Genomic DNA, 22,333 nt, shown 5'->3' with positions numbered 1-22,333 from the left:
TGCCGCGGCTAGAATGGCTACTTTGACCAGATGCCCAAGGAGCGCCCGATGACCGACCAGTACGTCCCACCCACAGTCTGGACCCCGCCCGCTTCCAGCGGCGGCACCTTCGCCAACATCAACCGCCCGGTCGCCGGCCCGACCCACGAGGCCGCACTGCCGGTCGGCAAGCACCCGCTGCAGCTGTACTCGCTGGCCACGCCCAACGGCGTGAAGGTGACCATCATGCTGGAAGAGCTGCTGGCCCTCGGCCACAGCGGCGCCGAGTACGACGCCTGGCTCATCAAGATCAACGAGGGCGCCCAGTTCTCGAGCGGCTTCGTCGAGATCAACCCGAATTCCAAGATCCCGGCCCTGGTCGACCGCAGCGCCGAACAGCCGGTGCGCGTGTTCGAATCCGGCTCGATCCTGGTCTACCTGGCCGAGAAGTTCGGCGCCTTCTTGCCAACAGATGGTCCGGCGCGCGCCGAGACCATGAACTGGCTGTTCTGGCAGATGGGTTCGGCGCCTTTCGTGGGCGGCGGCTTCGGCCACTTCTATGCCTACGCGCCGGAAAAACTGCAGTATCCGATCGACCGCTATGCGATGGAAACCAAGCGCCAGCTCGACGTGCTCGAGCGCGAGCTGGCCAACAAGCAGTTTGTGGCCGGCAGCGAGTACACGATCGCCGACATGGCGATCTGGCCGTGGTACGGCGGCATGGTGCGCGGCGAGCTGTACGAGGCCGGCGAATTCCTCTCCGTGCACGAGTACCGGCACGTGCGCCGCTGGGCCGACGAGATCGCGGCGCGCCCGGCCGTCGTCCGCGGCCGCAAGGTCAACCGGGTTCGTGGCAATCCGGAGGAGCAGGTTCCCGAGCGTCACGACGCTTCCGACCTAGACTGATCTTTCGTAAGGGAGACCGTGGCAAGCGAGGAAGGCGCGCGATTGCGTTATGCTGGCGCGCGACATTCCGAACGATGTGCCTACGATGGGAGACATGCCATGGTCAGCAAGAACACGATTTGCCTCTGGTTCAACGGAACCGCGCTGGAAGCGGCGCAGTTCTACGCGGCGACCATTCCCGACAGCGCGCTCGGCGAGGTCTTCCGCGCACCGAGTGACTATCCGGCCGGCAAGCAAGGCGACGTACTGACCGTCGCCTTCACCGTGGCCGGCATCCCCTGCATCGGCCTGAACGGCGGCCCGGTCTTCCCCCATACCGAAGCCTTTTCCTTCCAGATCGCCACCGATGACCAGGAAGAAACCGACCGCCTGTGGAACGCCATCGTCGGCAACGGCGGCCAGGAAAGCGCCTGCGGCTGGTGCAAGGACAAGTGGGGCCTGTCCTGGCAGATCACGCCACGCATGCTCAGTGAAGGCATTGCCGACCCCGACCCGGCCGTGGCGAAGCGCGTGTTCGAGGCGATGATGACGATGCGCAAGATCGACGTGGCGGCGATCGAGGCTGCGCGGCGCGGCTGAACGGGAACGGACAGCGGCCTGCGGGCTGCGCGCACTTGCCATTCAGGCGGCGGACGCATGCGCTCCTGCACTATACTCTTGCCTTCCCGCCAGGAACCATGAGAAGCACGATGAAAGAACCCATGCAAGCTGAACCGGTCTTCAAGAAATTGCGCGGCATGGTCCGCTCCCTGCCGCCTGGCGGCATCACTCTGAGCGAACTGATCCGCCGCGTCGGCAACGAAGGCCTGCTGATCCTGACCGCCCTGCTCACCCTTGTCTTCCTGATTCCGGTGTCGATTCCGGGGGTGAGCACCGTGTTCGGCGCCGCGATCCTCCTGATCGGCGTCAGCCGCCTGTTCGGCCGCGAACTCTGGGTCCCGGCAAAGCTGAAGCACCGGACGATTTCCACCAGCAAGCTGCGCCCGGCGCTGCGCAAGGCGCTGCCCTGGCTGTACCGGATCGAACGCGTGTGCAAGCCGAATCGTATCCAGTGGCTAGTGGCGAATGGCTCGATCCAGCATCTCAACAACGCCGGCCTGATCCTGGGCGCCGTGCTGCTGATGATGCCTTTCGGCCTGATCCCGTTCAGCAACACCTTCCCCGCGGTCGCCCTGCTGTTCCTGGCGATCGGCCTGCTGCAGCGCGACGGCGTCAGCGTACTGCTGGGTCACGTCAGCAACGTCGTCACCATCCTGTATTTCAGTCTGCTCATCGGTGGCGGCGGCCTGGCCGTGCGCGAGCTGTTCAACCGCATGCTTGGCTGAGCAAGGCTATCCGCTTGCAAATCATGCAAAGCAGCACTAACTTCAGTCTCAATAGTGCGCAATACCAAACCAGCAATTTTTGCTGTTTAGCCACTAAAACATAAACTTAATGCAAAGTCTTAAGAATTTACTTTAAGTGCATTTACAGCTCTGCTAGCATCCTTCGCTCGCATGGAGGAACGCATGGCAGAGCAGAGCAGGAACGATGCACGCAGTGACCTGGTGACGGCTGGCCAGGTCGACGAGGGCCTGAAATTATGCGCACGCTACGGCGTCCATCCCGCCCTGCTGTTCATGGAACAGGTCGGGGTGCCGCGCCGGGTGGCCCTGCGCGTGCTGTGCTCTCCCGAACACTTCCGCCAGCGCGACCGCCGCCGGCAACCCCGTCCCGTACGCTGACGGCGACACCGGCGCCTAGGGCAGCCAGGCCGCCACCGCGTACAGCGCCATCTTCACGAACACGATCACCACGCCCGACACCAGCGCGGCGGATGCCAGGGCCGCGGCCAGTCCGGCCAGGATCCAGTAGCCGTCGCGTTCGAGAATGCCGAGCGCCAGCAGGCTGATCGAAAAGGCCGGCAGCATGTTCCCCATCGGGATCGGCAGCAGCACGACCACGGCCAGCACCAGGCACACCGCGCCCACCAGGTATTCCATCGGCGGCAGCGCCAGTGCGCTAGCCCGTGGGCGCAGCAGGCGCTCGGCGCGCTGCAGCCAGGGGTGCATGCGCCCTACCAGCGCGCGGAAGGCCGGGCGCGGTATCGAACGCGCCGCGATGAAGCGCGGCAGCCAGGGCCGGCGCCCGAACGCCAGCTGCGCCGCCAGGAACACCAGCGGCAGGCCGAGGATGGCCGAGGTGCCGGGCAGCGCCGGCAGCGCGTTGGGAAAGGCGAACACGAACATCAGGGCGCCGAGCGCGCGGTCGCCCAGTGCCGCGAGCAGGTCGCCGATCGAGATCCGCTCGCCCTCCTCCTCGGCCAGGCGCTGCAGCACCGCCGACAGCGCGCTCCCCGCGGCGGGGCCGGTCATTGCGCCTGCAATGCCGCGATGCGCGCCTCGATCGGCGGGTGGCTGGAAAACAACGACAGCGCGCCCTTGCCGGAAATGCCGAACGCCGCCATGTTCTTCGGCAGCTCCCCTTCGGCCAGGCCGCCCAGGCGGCGCAGCGCCGCGATCATCGGCTGCGGGCGGCCCAGGATCTGTGCAGCCCCGCGGTCGGCGCGGAATTCGCGCTGGCGCGAGAAGTACATCACGATGATGCTGGCCAGGATGCCGAACAGGATCTCGCACACCACCACCGTGACCATGTAGCCGATGCCCGGCCCCGACTGTTCGCTGTCGTTCCGGCGCAGCATCTGGTCGACCGCGTAGCCGACCACCCGCGCCAGGAACACCACGAAGGTGTTGACCACGCCCTGGACCAGGGTCAGCGTGACCATGTCGCCGTTGGCGATGTGCGCCACCTCGTGCGCCAGCACGGCTTCGACCTCCTCCTGCGACATCGAGGCCAGGAGGCCCGTGGACACCGCGACCAGCGAGCCGTTGCGGGTGGCGCCGGTGGCGAAGGCGTTCGGCTCGCCCTCGTACACGGCCACTTCCGGCATCTTGATGCCGGCCTTGCGCGCCTGCTCTCCCACGGTATTCAGCAGCCAGGCCTCGGTGGCATTGGCCGGCTGGGAGATGACGCGCGCCTTGGTCGACCATTTGGCGATCGGCTTGGACAGCCACAGCGAGATGAAGGCGCCGCCGAAGCCCATCAGCGCGGCGAAGGCCAGCAGCATGGGGAGATTCAGGCCGTTGGCAGTGAGGAAGCGGTTGACGCCGAGCAGGCTGGCGCTCAGGCTCAGGACCAGCACGACGGCCAGGTTGGTGGCGAGGAACAGGAGAATGCGTTTCATGGGTTTTCCTTCGATGACAAATGAGATAAAGAGTCAGCCCGCGGCGTCCTGCGCCTGCAGGTCCGGGCGCGTGATCGCGACGCGCAGGATGCGCCGGTCTTCCACCGCCAGGATCTCGAAGCGCAGCCCGTCGGCCTCGATCGCCTGGCCGGCGACCGGCAGGGTTTCGAAACGCGCCAGCAGGTAGCCGGCCAGCGAGCTGTAGTCGGCGTCCGGGTCGACCAGGCGATCGGACTCCAGCACCTGCTCGAGCAGGTGCAGGTCGGCGCCGCCGTCGGCCTCCCAGCGGCCCGCTCCCTGCGCGCGGATCGCCGGCTGCTCGTCCTCGTCCGGGAACTCGCCGGCGATCGCTTCCAGCAGGTCGATCGGCGTCAACAGGCCCTGGACCACGCCGTACTCGTCGGCCACCAGCACCAGCTGGCCGCGGGCGCGCTTGAGCGTGTCCATGGCGCGCAGCACGCCGGCGGTGTCGGGCAGGTAGATCGGCTTGCGCAGCAGCGCCGGGTCGGCCTCGTCGATGCGCTCGTGGAGCAGCAGCGCCCCGATCAGGTCCTTGGTCCGGGCCACGCCCACCACCCGGTCGACGTCGCCGCGGCAGACCGGCAGCTGGTTGTGCGGGGTTTCCTGCAGCTGCTGCAGGATGGTGGCCGCGTCCTGTTCCAGGTTCACCCAGGACATCTCGGCGCGCGGCGTCATGATCGAGCGGATCGAGCGGTCGGCCAGGGTCAGCACGCCGCTGACCATGTTGCGCTCCTCGACGGCGAAGCTGTCGTCCGGCTCGCGCGCTTCTTCCGGCGCCTCCTCCAGGGCATGGCGAGGCTTGCCGAGCAGGCGCAGGACCGAGTCGGCGGTGCGCTCGCGGAACGGCAGGCGCGCCTCGTTCTTCAGGAAGTTACGGCGCGCGAACTGGTTGAAGGTCTCGATCAGCACCGAGAAGCCGATCGCCGCGTACAGGTAGCCCTTCGGGATGTGGAAGCCCAGTCCCTCGGCGATCAGGCTCAGGCCGATCATCAACAGGAAGCTCAGGCACAGCACCACCACGGTCGGGTGGGCGTTGACGAAGCGGGTCAGCGGCTTCGAGGCCAGGATCATGACGCCGATCGAGATGACGACGGCCGCCATCATGACCCACAGTTCGTCGACCATGCCCACCGCCGTGATCACCGCGTCCAGCGAGAACACCGCGTCGAGCACGACGATCTGGGCCACCACGGCGGCGAAGCCGGCATACACCTTGTTGCCGGACTGGACGTGGACCACGCCCTCGATGCGCTCGTGCAGCTCGACCGTGGCCTTGAACAGCAGGAACAGGCCGCCGATAAGAAGAATCAGGTCACGCCCGGAGAAACTGAAGGACCCGAGCGAGAACAGCGGCGTGGTCAGGGTGACCAGCCAGGAGACGATCGTCAGCAGGCCGAGGCGCATGGCCATGGCCAGGGACAGGCCCAGCAGGCGCGCCTTGTCGCGCTGGTGCGGCGGCAGCTTGTCCGCCAGGATCGCGATAAAAATCAGGTTGTCGATGCCCAGGACGATTTCCAGGAACACCAGGGTCAGCAAACCCACCCATATCGAGGGGTCCATTAGCCATTCCATCTTGCTTGCCTTAATAAACGTGAAGAAGCGGGGTCCACCGACGATGGTCGGCGGAAGAAGTCCGGAGGCAGGCAGGCGCGCGCGGGCGCGCCGTCCAGGGCGAACCGGACGGACGACAGGGGGGAGCCACGCTCCCGCGTCAGGCGCGGCGGGGTGGCTTGTCGGGAGGCGGCAGGGAGAGGCGGTAAGACGGCGCGGCGTGCTGCGGCACCGCGGCGGCGCGCAGGCCGGCCAGGTTCAGGCGGGTGTCCTGGTGCACGAGGTCATGCAGGTCGGCCACCGAGGGCGGCTCGTCGGGATCGATGTCGGCGTTGGCGTTGCCCTGGAAGGCATCGATGCCGGTCATGCTCGCATGCGTGTGCGCGCCATCGGGCTGCGCCGTCGACACGGAAATCGACAAGGCCAGGACGTTCAGCGGGAACAGCAGGATCAGGAAAATGACGAGGAGTCGTCTCATACGATGGGGACAAGCATGACGATGCGAGTATATCATGCGTTTGATGAACACGATCCCAGCCTCTCCCGCCGCACCGGCACTCAACATCAAGGCAGCCGATGTCGATACCTACGATGCCATCGTGATCGGCTCGGGCATCAGCGGCGGTTTCGCGGCGAAGGAGTTGTGCGAACTGGGCTTGCGCACCCTGGTCCTCGAGCGCGGCCGGACGGTGGAACACATCGCGGACTATCCGACCGCGCTGAGCGCGCCGTGGGAGCTGCCCAACCGGAATCAGCTGAGCCGCAAGATGCGGGAAGACAATCCGATCGCCAGCCGCCATGCCTCCTTCCAGGAAGCGACCGAGCACTTCTTCGTCAAGGACAAGGAACACCCGTATGTGCAAACCCGCCCTTACGACTGGATCCGCGGCTACCAGCTGGGTGGGCGCTCGCTGACCTGGGGGCGCTGGACCCAGCGCTGGAGCGAGCAGGATTTCGAAGCCAATGCCAGGGAAGGCATTGCCGTCGACTGGCCAATCCGCTATCGCGACCTCGCCCCCTGGTACAGCCACGTGGAGCGGTTCGTGGGTGTCAGCGGCACGCGCGATGGCTTGTCCCAGGTGCCGGACGGCGAATTCCTGCCGCCACTGCAGATGACACCGGCCGAGGAGCACTTCAAGCGCCAGCTCGCCAGGCATTATGGAGACCGCCACCTGATCGTCGCGCGCATGGCCAACCTGTCGGTGCCGCACCTCGGCCGCGGCAGCTGCCAGAACCGCAACCTGTGCGTGCGCGGTTGTCCATTCGGCGGCTACTTCAGCAGCAATAGCGCCACCCTGCCGGCGGCGGCCCGGACCGGCCTGCTGACCATCCGCCCGCACGCGGTGGTGGAATCCATCATCCACGATCCCGCCAGCGGCAAGGCCCGGGGTGTGCGCGTCATCGACGCGAACACCAGGGCGAGCACCGAGTATTTTGCGAAGCTCGTGTTCGTCAATGCGTCGACCCTGAACACGACGCTGATCCTGCTGAACTCCACCTCCAGCCGCTTCCCGCGGGGCATGGGCAATGACAGCGGCGAGCTGGGACACAACCTGATGGACCATAACTGCAATGCCACGATCGGCGCCGAGATTCCGATGTTCCAGGACCAGTACTACCAGGGGCGCCGTCCCGGCGGCGTCTACCTGCCGCGCTTTCGCAATCTCGGGGCCGACCGCAGCAGCGCCTTCCTGCGCGGCTTCGCCTACCAGGGCAGCAGCACGCGCACGCCACGTGCTACGCCCCCGGGCCTGGGGCCGGAACTCAAGAGCGCCTTGCGCGATCCCGGTCCATGGCAGATCAGCATGCGCGGCATCGGTGAATGCCTGCCTTACCACAGCAACAAGGTCAGCCTGAGCCCGAGCCTGCGCGATGCCTGGGGCATGCCCTTGCTCGAGGTCGACGCCGCTTTCGGCGACAACGAGCATGCGATGACCCGCGACATGCTGGCCGCGGGCAGCGAGATGTTCGAACGTGCGGGCTTCACCAACATCACCGCGCACGAGGCGCACGACAACATGGGCCTGCGCAACCACGAAATGGGCACGGCCCGCATGGGCCGCGATGCGCGCACCTCGGTGCTCAATGGCCACAACCAGGTATGGGGTGCGCCGAACGTCTTCGTCACCGATGGCGCCTGCATGACCTCGAGCGGAACGGCGAATCCTTCGCTCACTTATATGGCGCTCACTGCCAGGGCCGCGCATTTCGCCGTGGACCAGCTCAAGAAAGGAAACCTGTGAGTGCGCCGCCGGATAGCCGGCGCCGCCGCGTGCTGCTGTCCATGGCGCTGGGCGGCGTCGGCCTTGCCGGCGGCTGCAGCCTGCCTGCCCTGCGACGCGACGCCCAGCGCAGCGCGCTCGGTGCGCGCGACGTGCTGCTGCTCGACGACTTGGGCGAGACCATCGTGCCGGCAACGCCCGGCCTGGGCGGCGCGCGCGCGGCGGCGATCGGCCTGTACATGCTCGCCACGGTGAATACCTGCTGGCCGCTGGACGAGGCGCAAGCCTTCGTGCGCGGGCTCGATGCGCTGGAGGCAGCCTGCACCCAGGAACATGGCAAGGGTTTCGGCGCGCTGAGCGAGGCGCAGAAGCTGGCTTTCCTGACCCGCTGGAGCCTCGAGCCGGCCGGGGCGAGCATGGTCGCCATGCTCAAGCGCCTGACCGTGCACGGCTACCTGACGTCGGAAATCGGGGCCACCCAGGCCCTGCGCTACGATCCGGTGCCGGGCACGTATCGCCGGATCCGGTATGCCAAGGGCGACAGGCGCTGGGCGACCTAACCTGGAGCCTTACTGCGACAGGTGTTCGATCAGGATGGTCGTGCCGACCAGCACCAGCACCACGCCGCCGATGCGCTCCGCATTGCGTCCCACCGCCGCGCCCAGGCGCCGCCCGAGCAGCACGCCGATGGTGACCATCACGGTGGTGGCGATGCCGATCGCCACCGCCGCATGCACGATCGAGACGTCCACGAAAGCCAGTCCGACCCCGACCGCCATCGCATCGATGCTGGTGGCCACCGCGGTCAGCACCAGCACCAGGAAGTTCTGCGAGCCGGCGCGCTCCTCTTCTTCTTCCTCGTCGCCGAAGGACAGCCACAGCATGCGCCCGCCCAGGCCCAGCAGCAGGAAGAAGGCGATCCAGTGGTCCCATTGGCGGATGGCGTCGGCGGCCAGCGAACCCAGGGCCCAGCCGATCAGCGGGGTGATGGTCTCGATGCAGCCGAACAGCAGGCCGATCCGCAGCGCCTGCGGCAGGCCGGGATTGCGCAGGGCGGCGCCCTTGGCGATCGCCGCGGCAAAGGCGTCGGTCGACATGGCGAGGGCGAGGAATACGAGGGCGGTGAAGGTCATGCTGGGGTTCCGGTCGGACAAAAACACAAAGGCGCACCCGCACGCCCGACAATGGCGCGGATGGGCCGATGGTCTCGCCAACCGCTAGGTCGCCCGCGCCACGCTTCAGCATCAGAAACTGAGTGAAGCGAGTATGTTGACACGGGCCCTCCCGCATTGCGCAGGAGGAGGCTACTCCCCACAGGGTGTGGGCATTCTAGAAGGAAACAACCTCCGGCGCAAGCGAACCGGGCGCCAACAGGAAGCGCCGCCCCATCATCTGCAACATCTCGCCGGCCGGCACCGGGCGCGCGATGTAATAGCCCTGCACCTCGTTGCAATCCAGACCGCGCAGGATCTCGAGCTGCTCCTCGGTCTCGACCCCTTCGGCCACCACGGACATGCCGAGCGCGTGGGCCATCGACACGATCGCCTGGAAGAACACCCTGCCCTCCTTCGAGTTGCCCAGTTCCGTGGTGAAGGCGCGGTCCACCTTCAGCACGTCCATCTTCAGGCGCTGCAGCTGCGACAGCGAGGAGTAGCCGGTGCCGAAATCGTCCACGTGCAGCTTCACGCCAAGGGCGCGCAGCGCGGCCAGTTCGGCCAGGATCTCGTCGTGGTCGCCCATCATGGCCGACTCGGTGATCTCGATCTCGATCAGGCTGGCCGGCACGCGGTGGCGCGCCATCGCGCCACTCAGATGGCGCTGCACGCCGCCGCGCAGGAACTGCTTGGGCGAGACGTTGATCGAGACCGGGACCAGGTCGGCTCCCGCCTCGCGCCAGGCGGCCAGCTGGGCGCAGGCCTTGTCGATCACGATCTCGCCGATGTTGCGAATCAGGCCGGTGCTTTCCGCCAGCGGGATGAACTCGCCCGGCGCCACCACGCCCAGTTCCGGATGGCGCCAGCGCACCAGCGCCTCCATGCTCAGCAGCTCGCCGCTGCGGGCGTCCACGCGCGGCTGGTAGTGCAGCAGGAACTGGTCGTGCTCGATCGCTTCGAGCATGCGCTGCTTCAGGCGGGCGCGCGCGTTCAGGCCGTTCGACAGCGCCGGGTCGAAGAAGCGGTACTGGCCCTTGCCCTCGTTCTTCCCGGCGTACATGGCGATGTCGCTGTGGCGCACCAGGGTCTCGGCGTCCTGGCCGTCGCGCGGGAACATGCTGATGCCGATCGAGGCGCCCACCGCGTGCAGCTCGTCGCCGATCAGGAAAGGCACGCCGAAGGCCTCGACGATGCGCGCCGCCACCGAGGCGGCCTGGCGCTCGCCCTCGCAGGGATGCAGCAGCACCAGGAACTCGTCGCCGCCGAAGCGCGCCACCCGGTCCGTCGGGCGCAGCAGCGACAGCAGGCGCCCCGCCGCGCTCTTGAGCAGCAGGTCGCCGGTGGCGTGGCCGTGGGTATCGTTGACCTGCTTGAACTCGTCGAGGTCGATGAACAGCAAGGCCAGGCCGGCCTCGCTGCCGCGCGCCTGCGCCAGGATCGCCGGCATCGCGGCCAGGAAAGCGTGGCGCGTGGCCAGGCCGGTCAGCACGTCCTCGTTGGCCAGGCGCTCCAGCTGGGTCTCGTGGGCCTTGCGCTCGCTGATGTCCTGCAGCGTCACCGCCAGCCCGTTCCCGACCCGCACCAGGCGCCGGCGGCCCCAGCTGATGTTCAGGCGGTTGTCCAGGGGCATCTTGCGGTCGTCCTCGTAAAAGCCGCTGTCCATCGCCTTGCGGTAGGTGTCGAGCAGGGCTTCGCCGAACAGGGCGCTGTCGACCTGCGACAGGCTGCTGCCCACCAGGGTGGCGCGCGTCAGCCCGTAGAAGAAGGCGCCGCGCTCGTTGCAGTCGACGATGCGAAAGTCGAGGATGTCGCCATCGCGGTCGCGCACGGCGGCGGCCATGTAGAAGCCGTCGTTGCCGCTTTCGGTGGCGGTGCGGTAGGCGCGCTGCACTTCTTCCTGCTCGCGCTCGCGCAGCACGGCGCGCCGCGCCAGCACCGAACCGACTGCACCCAGCAGCAGCAGGCAGGCGCCGATGGCGATGGCGCGGTCGCGGCTGTCGATCCAGGCCGCCTGCGCGGCGTCCAGGGCATTGGCGTGCGACAGGCCGACCAGGGCCACCAGCGGATAGGCGCTCGAGTGGCGCCAGCCGAGCACGCGCGCCTGGCCGTCGGCGAAACCATCCTGCCCCTGCACCAGGCGCACGCCGTGGTCGCCCGCCCACAGCTCCGCGCGCGCCGGCAGCAGCCTGGGGCCGCCGTCGCGGAAGGCGCTGCCGTCGCTGTGCTGCTCGGCGCGCAGGCGCCCTTCGCTGCCGGCCAGCGCCGCCACGCCGCCCGCACCTAGCGTGGCCGGGCTGACGAAGGAGGTGAAGTAGCGCGCATCGACCGCCATCAGGACGATGCCGTCGAATTCGTCGTCGCGGGTGTCGAGGCGGCGGGTGAACAGCACCAGTTCGCCGCCCTCGCCTTCCTTGACGAAGCGTGGCGGCGCGGCGCCGACGCGCAAGGCGGTCGAGATGTGGTTGCGGTGCTGGACGAAATAAGGCCCGGCGGACAGGTCGCTGCCGAGCAGCGCGGGCCGGGTCGAGGCCTGCACCATGCCGTCGCGGTCGACGATCGCGACCACGCCGAAGGCGGCGTCGGTGAACATGCCGTCGCGGCGCAGTTCGTCGAGCAGGCCAAGGTCTTTCCGATGCGCGCGTCCCTTCTCCCAGCTGAACTTCAGCTGCATCGTGACCTGGTCCATCTGGCCGACCGAGCGCGTGATGTACTGCTCGTAGGCCTCGGCATAGGCGCCGGCGTCCTTGCGCGCCTGGGTGTCGGCGCGCGCGCGCTCGGCCTCGGCGCGCAGCACGGTGGCGATCCACAGCGCCGCGCACAGGAGCAGCGCGAGGAGCGGCCAGATGAAAACGAGATACCGGTTGGTGCGGGAAGCGGTGCGGACGGCGGCGTGGATGCTCATGCAGGCTGGGTCAAGGACGCAAAGTTGCCGCAAGTCTACTTAGCAAACATGTCATCCCGATGACAAGGTCTGCCTCAGGCCGCGGACAGCATGTAGCCGGCCCCGCGCACGGTCTTGAGCAGGGACTTGGCGCGTCCCAGCGCCTTGCGCAGGCGCAGCACGTGGACGTCCACGGTGCGCTGGTCGAGCCGGTCGTGCGAGGTCCATAGCTGCTCGAGCAGCTGGGCGCGCGAGAACACCTGGCCCGGGTGGCACAGCAGGAAGCGCAGCAGCCGGTATTCGGCGTGGCGCACCTCGACCTTGTGGTTGCCGACGCGCACGGTGCAGCTGAGCGGATCGAGCACCAGGCGCCCCAGGCACAGCAGGCGCTCGTCCGGCGCCTCGTCCGGCGGCGGCTGGGGGATGAATTCGGCGAGCGGGGGCGGCGCCGTGCGTTCGCCGTCCGTGGATTCGGCAGCGAGCAGGATCACCGGTTTCTCGCGCAGGCGGCGATCGCCGCGCAGGCGCGCCAGCAGGCGCAGGCCGCCTTCCTGGCGCAGCATCGATTCCTGCAGCAGCAGTTCGGGGCGTTCGCGCCCGATGAAATCCCAGGCCTGCGCCAGGCTCGGCACGCTGTGCCAGACCCACTCGTCTTCGTGCAGCGAATACTTGAGCAGCTCGGCGATGGCCGGCTTGTCGTCGACGACCAGGACGATCGTGTTAGCCGTTGTCATCATGGGGTCCAAAGAAAATCCGGCAGCCCAGCTGCCGGAATCGTGACGGAGTCAGGGGATCAGTAGATCGCCTTGCCCGATGCATCCTTCAGGTTGGCTTTCCAGTTGGCCTGCACCAGCTTGACGACCGATGCCGGCATCGGCACGTAGTCCAGCTCGGCGGCAGCCGGGGCGCCGTTCTTGAAGGCCCAGTCGAAGAACTTCACGACTTCCAGGCCCTTGGCGGCATTGGCCTGGGTCTTGTGCATCAGGATGTAGGACACGCCCGTGATCGGCCAGCTCTGCTTGCCGGCCGCGTCGGTCAGCACCACGCCGAAGCCCGGGGCCTTGGTCCATTCGGCGCCGGCGGCGGCGGCCTTGAAGGCCTCGTCGTCCGGCTGCAGGAAGGCGCCGTCCTTGTTCTTCAGCTGGGTGTGCGCCAGCTTGTTCTTCTTGGCGTAGGCCCACTCGACGTAGCCGATCGCGCCCTTGATGCGCTGCACGTTGGCGGCCACGCCTTCGTTGCCCTTGCCGCCCACGCCCACCGCCCACTTCACGGTGGTGCCGGCGCCGATGCTGTTCTTCCAGTCGGGGCTGGTCTTGGCCAGGTAGTCGGTGAACAGGAAGGAGGTGCCCGAGGAATCGGCGCGGTGCACGACGGTGATGTCTGCGCTAGGGAGCTTCACGCCCGGGTTCAGCGCGGCGATTGCTTGTGCGTCCCACTTGGTGATCTTGCCCATGTAGATGTCGGCCAGCACCGGGCCGGTCAGCTTGAGCTGGCCCGGCTGCACGCCTTCGACGTTGACCACGGCGACCACGCCGCCCATGATGGCCGGGAACTGCATCAGGCCGGCTTCGTCCAGGTCTTCGGCTTTCAGCGGCATGTCCGACGCGCCGAAGTCCACGGTCTTGGCCTTGATCTGCTTGATGCCGGCGCCCGAACCGACCGACTGGTAGTTCAAGCCATTGCCGGTGGCAGCCTTGTACGACTCGGCCCACTTGGCGTAGATCGGGTACGGGAAGGTCGCGCCGGCGCCGGTCATGTCTGCGGCGTGGGAGGTCGACATCGCGAACACGGCGGCAGTGGTGGCTGCGGCGGCGAGGATCTTCTTGAACATTGGCTTCTTATTCCTATTCCTGGTTGATGGAGGTGTGTTTTGGACCACGCGGCAAAGTCTAGTCCGCCGATATGACCGGAATATGACGGCAATGTGACCGCTCCATGACCGCATGTGCGCGACCGCGGCGGGCAGGTTTGCTATGATGAGGATTCCAAAAAAACAACCCGGTGGACATCGCATGCATCACCTGCTCCGTGTTCTCTCCTTCGGCTGCGCCGCCTCGCTGCTGCTCGGCTGCGCCACCCCCGAACGCCTGCCCGAAGCGCGCTACACCCTGACCGAGCGCCAGGTGCTGCCGCTGGACGAAGGCCTGACCATCACCTACGAAGGCGCGGAAGACAGCCGCTGCCCCGATAACGCGCGCTGCATCTGGCCGGGCCAGCTGGCCTACCGCTTCACGATGCGCATCGGCAACGTGGCGCAGGGCTTCTACCTGGTGCCGGGCCGGCCGGGCTACATGTCGCCGGCGCTGCGCGGCTCGCTCATCCAGCTCGATCACCTGACCCCGCAGCCGCCGCGCGGCATCGCGGGGGCCGCGCCGGTGTCGTATCCGGTGACCTTCAACATGTACGCCTACTAGGCGCTCGAAGGAAGACCCCATGAAGGCGACCCTGCTCGCTTGCGGGCTGACTTTGTCCATCGTCCTGCACCCGGCCGCGGCCACGGCGAAGACGCCGGTAGCCACCGGCACCGGCGGCGCGGTCGCCACCATCAGCGAGCAGGCCTCGCAGTCGGCCATGGCGATCCTGAACAAGGGCGGCAATGCGGTCGACGCGGCGGTCGCGGCCGCGGCCACGCTGGGCGTCACCGATCCGTTCAGCTGCGGCATCGGCGGCGGCGGCTTCATGGTGATCTACCTGGCCAAGGACAAGCGCGCCATCACCATCGACCACCGCGAGACGGCTCCGGCCAGCTTCACGCCCCAGGCTTTCCTCGAGAACGGCAAGCCGGTCGACTTCGACACGGCGGTGGCGAGCGGCGCCTCGGTCGGCGTGCCCGGTACCGTGCGCGGCTGGCACGAAGCGCTCGAGCGCTACGGTACGATGCGCTTCAGCCAGGTGCTGGCGCCGGCGATCGAGGTCGCCGACAAGGGCTATACGGTGACTGAAATATTCAGTCATTTAACGGCTCAAAATGAAAGAAAATTTCAGCTATACGCGCCGACCAGTGCGCTCTACCTGCGCAACGGCAAGGCCGTGCAGCCGGGCACCCTGATCCGCAATCCGGGCATGGCCAAGGCCTACCGCGAGATCGCCGAGGGCGGCGTCAAGGCCTTCTACGAAGGGCCGCTCGCGCGCGCCATCATCGATGCGGTCAACAAGCCGCCGCTGGCCCCGGGCAAGAGCGCGCGCCCGGGCAAGATGACGATGGCCGACCTGGCCAACTACGAGGCGCGCATCCGCCAGCCGCTGCGCAGCACCTACCGCGGCTACGAGATTGTCGGCATGCCGCTGCCCAGCAGCGGCGGCGCCACGGTGGCCGAAGCGCTCAACATCCTGGAAGGCTACGACCTGAAAAAGCTGCCGCGCGCCCAGGCCGAGCACCTGTACATCGAGGCCAGCCGCCTGGCCTTCGCCGACCGCAACGCCTACCTGGCCGACACCGAATACATCGACGCGCCGGTGGCCGGCATCCTGTCCAAGGAATACGCGGCCCAGCGGCGCAAGCTGATCGGGGCGCAGGCTGCGCGCAATGCGGCAGCGGGCGACCCCTACGGCTACCAGCGCGACCTGAGCGTGCCGCTGCGCCGGGAGGCCGTATCCCCCCAGTCCGCCAAACTGCAGCTGGAAAACGCCCACACCACCCACCTGACGGTCTCGGACAAGGACGGCAACGTGGTGTCCTATACCTTCACCATCGAATCCTGGGGCGGCAGTGGCATCGTGGTGCCGGGCTACGGCTTCCTGCTGAATAACGAGCTGACCGACTTCGATTTCAGCGGCCCGCACCCGAACGTGCCCGAAGCCGGCAAGCGCCCGCGTTCCAGCATGGCGCCCACCATCGCGCTCAAGGACGGCAAGCCGGCCTTCACCATCGGCAGCCCGGGCGGCTCGACCATCATCACGACGGTGCTGCAGACCATCGTCAACTACATCGACCTCGGCATGCCGATGGACCAGGCCGTGAACGCGCCGCGCATCTCGGAGCGCAACGGCGAGGCCACCTCGATCGAGCCGGGCTTTGCCGACAGCGAACAAGCGCGCGCGCTCGAGCGCCTTGGCCACCGCTGGGAGGCCGAGCCGGAGGAAATCGGCGCCGCGAATGCCCTGGTGTTCAACCCGGACGGCACCGTCACCGCGGTCAGCGAAAGCAAGCGCCACGGGGTCGGCACGGCCCTGGTGCAGCGCCGCGGTCATTAGAGAAACATTCCCTGGCGTTGGGCGTTTCGCACATGTTCAATATCTTTCGTGGTTAAAACACTAATTTCATGTAGGAATGGTCTTACATTGGGATAACATACGAGCATCAGCAATGTTCATATTGTCATGTCCACCTCCTACGTCGTGCCCACCCCGCCGATCCGCCGGAGTGCCCTCACCCTGGTCCTCGCGCTCGTGCTCATCACGGCGATGAGCATCTTTTTCGTCCGCGAGGTCGTCGACCTGCGCGACGCGATGGGCCAGCTCAAGCAGAACGACGTGGCGCGCATCCAGGTCCGCAACGTCCTGATGAACCTGCTCAATGCCGAGACCGGGCAGCGCGGATTCCTGCTCACCGGCGACCCGGCCTACCTCGAGCCCTACCAGCTCGGACGCGGCAGCGTGCGCGACAGTCTGGCGCAGGCCGAGCAGTCCGGCTACCACGACGCGCAATTCCTCGCCAACGTGCGTAAGCTGGCCCTGGTCACGGAGAGCAAGCTCGACGAGATCGAGCGCACCGTGCAGCTCAAGAAGCGCGGCGACGATGCCGCCGCCCTGGCCATCGTGCGCGAGGGCTTCGGCCGCAGCAAGATGCGCGAAGCGCGCCGGCTGATCCAGGACGAGGTGACGCGGCTGCGGGTGGTCCGCGAAGCGCTCATCGACGACTTCAACCGCCGCCTGCTGCGCGCCGCCATGATCCTGGTGCTGATGCTGTCGACCGTGGTCGCCATGACGGTGCACGCCTGGCGCTCGCTGTCGGCGGCCGCGCGCCGCAACAACGAGCTGGCCAAGCGCCTGGCGATGGAAGCCTCGCACGACGTCCTCACCGGCCTGCCGAACCGGCGCTACTTCGACCGCTGGGCGCGCCGCCTGGTGGCCAGGAGCCAGCGCAGCGGCAAGCCCTTTACCATGCTGGCCATCGACCTGGACCGCTTCAAGGAGGTCAACGACACCCACGGCCACGCGGCCGGCGACGAGGTGCTGAAGGAAGTGGCGCGGCGCTTCCAGTCGGTCCTGCGCAGCGGCGAATTCCTGGCGCGCGTGGGCGGCGACGAATTCGTGGTGCTGATGGACGGCGAGTTCTCGCGCAACGAAGTCACCAGCGTCGGCCGGCGCCTGATCGACTGCCTCTACCCCTCCCTGCGTCCGGGCCTGGCCGACAACGCGGTCGGTGCCAGCATCGGCGCCGCGGGCTTCCCGCTGAACGGCGCCGACCTGGAGGGCGTGATGCAGGCCGCCGACGACGCGCTCTACGCGTCCAAGCACGGCGGCCGCGGCATGCTGTCGTTCGCGCGCGCCGAACCCGGCCCTGCGCCGAATGTGCACGGCGCTGCCAGTCGCACCGCCCCCATGACGGGGGCTGTTTTCTAGCGCAGCACGGGGCTAGAGTGCGTACCGGACAATCCCACACCACGGACCGGTATGACTCAGCGACGCTTTTCCCCTGCCCTGCTGGCAATGCTCTGCGCCACCCTCGTCGCGGCGCAGCCGGCAGCGGCCAGCGATTTCCTCAACAACCTGGCCAGGCAAGTGGTGGGCGACACCGTGCAGGCGGTATCCAGGGCCGCGGCGGCGAAGGTCGCGACGGCGGCTGCTCCGGCCGTTCCGGCCGCCGCCGCGCCCAGGGTGCGCGCCGTCGCCAGGGAGCAGCGCATGCGCCTGGAGAACGGCGAACCCTTCCACGCCGACTACATCATCGACTACTGGAGCCGGCCGGACGCTCCGACCCGCGGCAGCACGCCCGAGCTCGACGCGCCGGGCTGGATCATGCCCATACCCTCGAAGTTCGGCGCCAGCAAGAAGGGGGCGGACTACGCCCTGCTGCAGCGCAGGCTCGAACGGATCATCGCGCGGGTGATGGCGCATCCGGCCCTGGTCGGCATCCGCGGCGCGAGCCTGACCTGGAGCGCCGATTTCGGCTACGACGGCGGCAAGCGGCCTCTGGTAGCCAGTCTGTCGATGATTGCTCGTCCGATCAGCCTGGACGATCCGAAGACGGTGCGCCACCCGGACGGCAGCTTCCACACGCCAGGAGAAGGCCCGGTGCTCAAGATCACCGTGAACAATCCGGAAGAGATCGGTTCTCGCCGCTCGTCCGGCAGCTACAAGGGCATGACCGTGCTACGCCACGGCTACATGTTCGTGATCCCGAATACCGACCGCCCGCTGCTCGTCGGTCCGGCCGACGACACGCAGGTGAACCCCGACCTGCTCGACGATGCGCGGCCGCGCTCGGACATCCAGTTCATGACCGTCTACGTCGGCGCCTTCATCCCCAGCGAGCTGCACCTCGTGCAGAAGCGCATCGACCCGGTCGGCAACGCCGGGCGGCTGATCGGCGTGCTGTACAACATCGACTGGCCTGCCGTGCTGAAGGAAGCAAGCGCGATTCAGTAGTCACCCCGTCTCCATGCGTGCGATTCCCGTCACGCCTTCGTGCGGCGCGCCGTCTGCATCCGGTGCCGCCGCATTTTTTTGTCTGTACAGCTCAGCAAGGTACTACACTGTCAGGACGGCCGCCGAGCCTGCGCGACCGAATAACGATAACGACGGAGACAACGCATGAGCAACTTCATTACCCTGTTGCCCACCCTCCTGATCGGCGCGCTGGCGCTGATCATGTTCGGGCTGGGCCTGTCCCTCACCCTCGCCGACTTCCGCCGCCTCATCAAGCACCCGAAGGCCGTGGTGCTGGCCCTGGTCCTGCAGGCCATGGTGCTGCCGGCGATCTGCTACGGCCTGATCGTCGGGCTGGGCGTGGCGCCGGTGTACGCGGTCGGCCTGATGCTGCTGGCGGCATCGCCAGGCGGCGTCTCGGCCAACCTGTTCAGCCACCTGTTCGGCGGCAACGTGGCGATGAACATCTCGCTCACCGCGATCAACACCGTGCTGTCGATCGTCAGCCTGCCCCTGATCGCCAACTTCGCCATCGCCACCTTCGCGAAAAGCGGGCAGGTGGTGCCGATGCAGACCGCCAAGGTGATCGAGGTGATCGTCATCGTGCTGATCCCGGTGGCGATCGGCATGTTCGTGAAAAGCCGCGCCCCAGGCTTTGCCGCGCGCATGGACAAGCCGATGAAGCGCTTCTCGATGGCCGTGCTGGCCCTGCTCGCCATCATCGCCATCGCCAAGGAATGGACGGCCATCACGAGCTCCTTCGCCTCGATCGGCCTGGCCGTCATCCTCTTCAACATCCTGAGCCTGGGCCTGGGCTACTACGTGCCGCGCATGCTGGGCCTGGACAAGCCGAACGCCATCGCGATCGGCTACGAGATCGGCATCCACAACTCCACCCTGGCGATTTTCGTGGCGGTGTCGGTGCTGGGCGACTTCCAGCTGATGCTGCCGGCGGCGATCTACTCGGTCAGCATGTACGTGTTCGCCACCGCCTTCGGCTTCCTGATCCTGGGTCGCAAGCAAACGGCCGGCGCCGCGGCGCCGGCGTCCAGCTGAGGGATTGTCAATCCATGCGCCCTGCCGGGAAGGCGAAGGGCCCGCGCCGCATCGTGCGCAGTCCGCGCATGACGACGACCACCGTCAGGCCGATGCTGGCCAGGGCGGCTACCGGCAGCGCCGGGATGCCGGCCATGGAACTGAGCGCAAGGCCGAGGATGACGCCTTCCACGATCGACACCAGGAGCAGCGTTGCCGCCGCGCCGGCTGCATTTCCCGTTCGGCTGGCGTGCTTGCGCAGCGGCACCGCCACCACAGGCAGGACGATGCAGGCGACGCAGAGCACCCGCAACAGCGCCTCCGGTCCCGCACCGCCGAGCGCCGCCAGCAGCAGTGCGGCGCCGGTGGCCAGCGCCCAGCCTGCCAGCGCCTGCAGCAGCAAGCTGCGGCCGAGCTGGGCGTTGAAGGCCGCCGCCCTGCCCGGCATGGCGGGAGCCAGCAGCACCAGCCCCTGTTCGGCGGCGAGGTCCGCCGGCAGCTGGGCCAGGCGCACGCTGTGCAGGAGAGGAACGACCAGCAGCGTGCAGGCGAACAGCCAGCCGATGCCCGCCGTGACCTCACGATCGGCGCGCCAGGTGGCGAGGATGCCGGTACAGATCACGACCACGGCCAGGATGGCCAGCACGGCCACGGTTTCGGCCAGGTGGTGGGTGGGCCCGAGCGCATGCAGCGCCAGGCGCCGGCCATCGCGCCTCGCACTGTCGCGGCGCAGCGTCTTGCCGTACCAGCCTCTGGTCTGCTTGCTCGCCATCTGCTCGACCAGCGGATCCGGCTGGCCGGACGAGGCGACCCAGCGCAGGCGCTTGGCCATCATCTCCCAGTGGCGCTCGCCTCCTCGCGGGAACATGGCGCATACCGCCACCACGATGACGCCTGCATAGATGGGCAACGCCAGGACCACGGCCACAGGATGGGACAGGAGCGCGGTCAGGTCTTGCGGCAGCCACTCCACCAGCAACCAGCTGAAACACAGCGTCGTGATGATCGGTTCGGCCGCCCGGTGTCCCGCCGCGCCCAGGCCGATACCCACGACGAAGATCACCAGCCACAACAACCAGAACCCGAGCGCACTGGTATCGGCATGGGGCGCACTGGCGAAGCCGGCGATGCCGGCCAGGCACACCAGGCAGGACAGCTCGACCAGGCGCCGGCGCATTTGCGGAACCAGCCAGGCATTCACCGGCGTATTGAGCTTCATGGCGCCCGGCATGAAGCACCATGCCCAGTTCAGCAGGAGAAGCACGGAGGCAGCGGTCCACAACGTGGCCAGGCCTTCGCGCGGCCCCTCGTTCACCGCCTGCGCGGCGGCGAAGACGATCGCGGTGATGATCGCGCCCCAACGGATCACGCCCGACATGCGCGGGTTGGCATGCGTCACCGCGGCACGCCACAGCATCCGGTAGTCGCGCAGGCGCGCGTTCATCGTCGCATTCATTGGGTCACCTCGATGAACAGGTCTTCCAGGCTGAGCGGCTCGGCGCGGCGGCCTTCGGTCGTGCTGCGCGCCCCTTCCAGCAGTTCGTCGAGCGGCCCCTGCAGCGCAATACGGCCGCCCTTCAGGAAGGCGACGTCGAGCGCCACCCGTTCCAGGTCGGTCAGGATGTGGGTCGAGAACACCACCGTGGTGCCGCGTTCGATCACGTCGTCCACCAGCTCGGAGAGAAAAGCGCGGCGCCCGGCCGGATCCAGCGCCGACACCGGCTCGTCCAGCACCAGCAGTTCCGGGTCGTGCGCCAGCGCGCGGATGATCGACAGGCGCTGCTGCTCGCCGCCGGACAGGCGGCCGATCGGCTTGTGGAGCAGGATGTCGCCGAAGCCCCAGCGTTCCAGCAACGCATCGACCTTGACCCCGTTCCAGCGCGGATACATGGCCTTGAAATAATCCAGCATCTGCAGCGGCGTCATCCACTCGAACAGGCCGTGCTTCTGCGGCACGTAACCGATCCGGGCGCGGGTCGCATCCGACAGCGCGGCAACGTCTTCGCCGAACAGGCGGATGCTGCCGGCATCCTGCTCGCGCAGGCCGAGCAGGCATTCCATCAGCGTCGACTTGCCGGCGCCGTTGCGGCCCAGCAGGCCGATGACCTGGCCCTGCCCGACTTCCCAGTTCAGGCTACTCAGGACGCTGGCACTGCCGTAGTACTTGGCCACGTCGCGCATCTGGATGATGGGTGCAGTCACGATTCTTCCTTCAGGATGTGGGTGAAAAGGGAAAGGACGGTGTCGGAGTCGAGTTCGAGTTCGCGTGCCTCGCGCGCGGCGCGCTCCAGGGTCGGGCGCAGCAGCGCGATCCGCTCGGCCCTGCCCTGCGCGGCGCGCGGACGCTCGGCCACCAGCATTCCGAGGCCGCGCCGGCGCACCAGCAGGCCCTCGGCCTCGAGCAGGCAGTAGGCCTTGGACACGGTCATCGGATTGACGGCAAGCGTTTGCGCTACCTCGCGCACCGAGGGCAGTTCGTCGCCGGGCGCCATCTGGCCGCCGGCCACCAGGCGGCGCACCTGCTCGACGAGCTGCCGGTAGATCGGTTCGGTCGAGCCGGGCGTAATCGAAAACAGCTGGGGTGGATGGATCGGCATGGGCGGGGTTCGTTGACGCTGCGTATATGTGTATTAATTGAGTAATACACTATCCGCGCCAGTTTTTCCTGTCAAGCGACTGGCGCAAGTTATGCCCTATGTATATTTCCCGTCTTAAACAAATCTATGACATGATGCGCACGCCGAGGCCGCGTGGATGCCGCTTCCATGCA

The 22,333-nt window shown here is 67.5% G+C and carries 22 protein-coding genes and 1 riboswitch; of the genes, 11 read left to right on the top strand and 11 right to left on the bottom strand.

Features of this window, described 5'->3' with window-relative positions; all coding sequences use genetic code 11:
- Positions 1-48 precede the first annotated feature (48 nt).
- From yghU to FG94_RS10560, 4 genes are all read left to right on the top strand, one after another.
- Entirely contained in the window at positions 49-885 is an 837-nt protein-coding gene (gene yghU, locus FG94_RS10575; RefSeq protein ID WP_036210800.1) for a glutathione-dependent disulfide-bond oxidoreductase, read from the top strand.
- A 99-nt stretch (positions 886-984) separates the two neighbouring features.
- Positions 985-1,464, top strand: a complete 480-nt coding sequence (locus FG94_RS10570; protein ID WP_036210797.1) for a VOC family protein — start codon at positions 985-987, stop codon at positions 1,462-1,464.
- A gap of 110 nt (positions 1,465-1,574) precedes the next feature.
- Positions 1,575-2,210, top strand: coding sequence for an exopolysaccharide biosynthesis protein (locus FG94_RS10565; RefSeq protein WP_229445906.1), 636 nt, complete (start codon positions 1,575-1,577; stop codon positions 2,208-2,210).
- Positions 2,211-2,393: 183 nt separating this feature from the next.
- Positions 2,394-2,609 (top strand): hypothetical protein, encoded by a 216-nt coding sequence (locus FG94_RS10560; RefSeq protein WP_036210791.1) that lies wholly within the window; start codon positions 2,394-2,396, stop codon positions 2,607-2,609.
- A 15-nt stretch (positions 2,610-2,624) separates the two neighbouring features.
- Here the strand turns inward: FG94_RS10560 and FG94_RS10555 are convergent, their stop codons facing one another.
- The 4 genes from FG94_RS10555 to FG94_RS10540 all read right to left on the bottom strand — a co-directional run bounded on the left by FG94_RS10555 (position 2,625) and on the right by FG94_RS10540 (position 6,158).
- Positions 2,625-3,239: an exopolysaccharide biosynthesis protein gene (locus FG94_RS10555; protein ID WP_051996437.1), complete on the bottom strand. Its 615-nt coding sequence runs from the start codon at positions 3,237-3,239 to the stop codon at positions 2,625-2,627.
- Positions 3,236-4,108 (bottom strand): protease HtpX, encoded by an 873-nt coding sequence (htpX, locus tag FG94_RS10550; RefSeq protein WP_036210789.1) that lies wholly within the window; start codon positions 4,106-4,108, stop codon positions 3,236-3,238. Before htpX ends, FG94_RS10555 begins: the two co-directional genes overlap by 4 nt.
- Before the next feature lie 33 nt (positions 4,109-4,141).
- Positions 4,142-5,701 (bottom strand): TerC family protein, encoded by a 1,560-nt coding sequence (locus FG94_RS10545; protein ID WP_036210786.1) that lies wholly within the window; start codon positions 5,699-5,701, stop codon positions 4,142-4,144.
- A gap of 139 nt (positions 5,702-5,840) precedes the next feature.
- Positions 5,841-6,158 carry a hypothetical protein gene (locus tag FG94_RS10540; protein ID WP_036210783.1) on the bottom strand — a complete coding sequence of 106 codons (318 nt, stop codon included), beginning with the start codon at positions 6,156-6,158 and terminating at the stop codon, positions 5,841-5,843.
- A 43-nt stretch (positions 6,159-6,201) separates the two neighbouring features.
- On the opposite strand from FG94_RS10540, the gene FG94_RS10535 reads away from it, so the two are divergent.
- Together FG94_RS10535 and FG94_RS10530 are read left to right on the top strand one after the other, a co-directional pair.
- On the top strand, positions 6,202-7,923 hold the full coding sequence (locus FG94_RS10535; protein WP_051996468.1) for a GMC oxidoreductase: 1,722 nt from the start codon (positions 6,202-6,204) through the stop codon (positions 7,921-7,923).
- The gene (locus FG94_RS10530) at positions 7,920-8,462 is read left to right on the top strand and encodes a gluconate 2-dehydrogenase subunit 3 family protein (RefSeq protein ID WP_051996435.1); all 543 of its coding nucleotides are present in this window, start codon (positions 7,920-7,922) and stop codon (positions 8,460-8,462) included. Before FG94_RS10535 ends, FG94_RS10530 begins: the two co-directional genes overlap by 4 nt.
- A gap of 9 nt (positions 8,463-8,471) precedes the next feature.
- Here FG94_RS10530 and FG94_RS10525 read toward each other — a convergent pair whose 3' ends face one another.
- The 4 genes from FG94_RS10525 to pstS form a co-directional block, all read right to left on the bottom strand.
- Entirely contained in the window at positions 8,472-9,035 is a 564-nt protein-coding gene (locus tag FG94_RS10525; RefSeq protein WP_027867031.1) for a manganese efflux pump MntP family protein, read from the bottom strand.
- Positions 9,036-9,037: 2 nt separating this feature from the next.
- A riboswitch (yybP-ykoY riboswitch) is annotated at positions 9,038-9,227 on the bottom strand.
- A 4-nt stretch (positions 9,228-9,231) separates the two neighbouring features.
- The gene (locus tag FG94_RS10520; RefSeq protein ID WP_036210780.1) at positions 9,232-11,958 is read right to left on the bottom strand and encodes an EAL domain-containing protein; all 2,727 of its coding nucleotides are present in this window, start codon (positions 11,956-11,958) and stop codon (positions 9,232-9,234) included.
- A gap of 74 nt (positions 11,959-12,032) precedes the next feature.
- On the bottom strand, positions 12,033-12,671 hold the full coding sequence (locus FG94_RS10515; protein ID WP_036211072.1) for a response regulator transcription factor: 639 nt from the start codon (positions 12,669-12,671) through the stop codon (positions 12,033-12,035).
- Between the two features lie 59 nt (positions 12,672-12,730).
- Positions 12,731-13,768, bottom strand: a complete 1,038-nt coding sequence (pstS, locus tag FG94_RS10510; protein ID WP_036210777.1) for a phosphate ABC transporter substrate-binding protein PstS — start codon at positions 13,766-13,768, stop codon at positions 12,731-12,733.
- A 181-nt stretch (positions 13,769-13,949) separates the two neighbouring features.
- Here pstS and FG94_RS10505 point away from each other — a divergent pair, with 181 nt between their 5' ends.
- The 5 genes from FG94_RS10505 to FG94_RS10485 all read left to right on the top strand — a co-directional run bounded on the left by FG94_RS10505 (position 13,950) and on the right by FG94_RS10485 (position 19,584).
- Positions 13,950-14,351: a hypothetical protein gene (locus FG94_RS10505; RefSeq protein ID WP_229445905.1), complete on the top strand. Its 402-nt coding sequence runs from the start codon at positions 13,950-13,952 to the stop codon at positions 14,349-14,351.
- Positions 14,352-14,370: 19 nt separating this feature from the next.
- On the top strand, positions 14,371-16,131 hold the full coding sequence (gene ggt / locus FG94_RS10500; protein WP_036210771.1) for a gamma-glutamyltransferase: 1,761 nt from the start codon (positions 14,371-14,373) through the stop codon (positions 16,129-16,131).
- 126 nt (positions 16,132-16,257) lie between these two features.
- Complete coding sequence (locus FG94_RS25980) at positions 16,258-17,502, top strand: diguanylate cyclase (protein WP_051996432.1); 1,245 nt, start codon at positions 16,258-16,260, stop codon at positions 17,500-17,502.
- A 51-nt stretch (positions 17,503-17,553) separates the two neighbouring features.
- The gene (locus tag FG94_RS10490) at positions 17,554-18,528 is read left to right on the top strand and encodes a hypothetical protein (protein WP_152570939.1); all 975 of its coding nucleotides are present in this window, start codon (positions 17,554-17,556) and stop codon (positions 18,526-18,528) included.
- Between the two features lie 165 nt (positions 18,529-18,693).
- Entirely contained in the window at positions 18,694-19,584 is an 891-nt protein-coding gene (locus FG94_RS10485) for a bile acid:sodium symporter family protein (protein ID WP_036210767.1), read from the top strand.
- A 7-nt stretch (positions 19,585-19,591) separates the two neighbouring features.
- On the opposite strand, the gene FG94_RS10480 is transcribed toward FG94_RS10485, so the two are convergent.
- The 3 genes from FG94_RS10480 to FG94_RS10470 are packed head-to-tail and all read right to left on the bottom strand — an operon-like array spanning position 19,592 to position 22,160.
- Positions 19,592-21,019 carry a hypothetical protein gene (locus tag FG94_RS10480; RefSeq protein ID WP_036210764.1) on the bottom strand — a complete coding sequence of 476 codons (1,428 nt, stop codon included), beginning with the start codon at positions 21,017-21,019 and terminating at the stop codon, positions 19,592-19,594.
- The gene (locus FG94_RS10475) at positions 21,016-21,765 is read right to left on the bottom strand and encodes an ABC transporter ATP-binding protein (RefSeq protein WP_051996430.1); all 750 of its coding nucleotides are present in this window, start codon (positions 21,763-21,765) and stop codon (positions 21,016-21,018) included. Before FG94_RS10475 ends, FG94_RS10480 begins: the two co-directional genes overlap by 4 nt.
- A complete protein-coding gene (locus FG94_RS10470) occupies positions 21,762-22,160 on the bottom strand; it encodes a GntR family transcriptional regulator (RefSeq protein WP_036210762.1) in 399 nt (132 codons plus the stop codon). The genes FG94_RS10475 and FG94_RS10470 overlap by 4 nt, the downstream gene beginning before the upstream one ends.
- Positions 22,161-22,333: the final 173 nt, after the last annotated feature.

The organism is Massilia sp. LC238, assembly GCF_000735635.1.
Lineage (GTDB): Bacteria > Pseudomonadota > Gammaproteobacteria > Burkholderiales > Burkholderiaceae_D > Telluria > Telluria varians.
The sequence above is the reverse complement of the archived record's forward strand: the minus strand, read 5'-3'. Positions and strand labels throughout refer to the sequence as shown.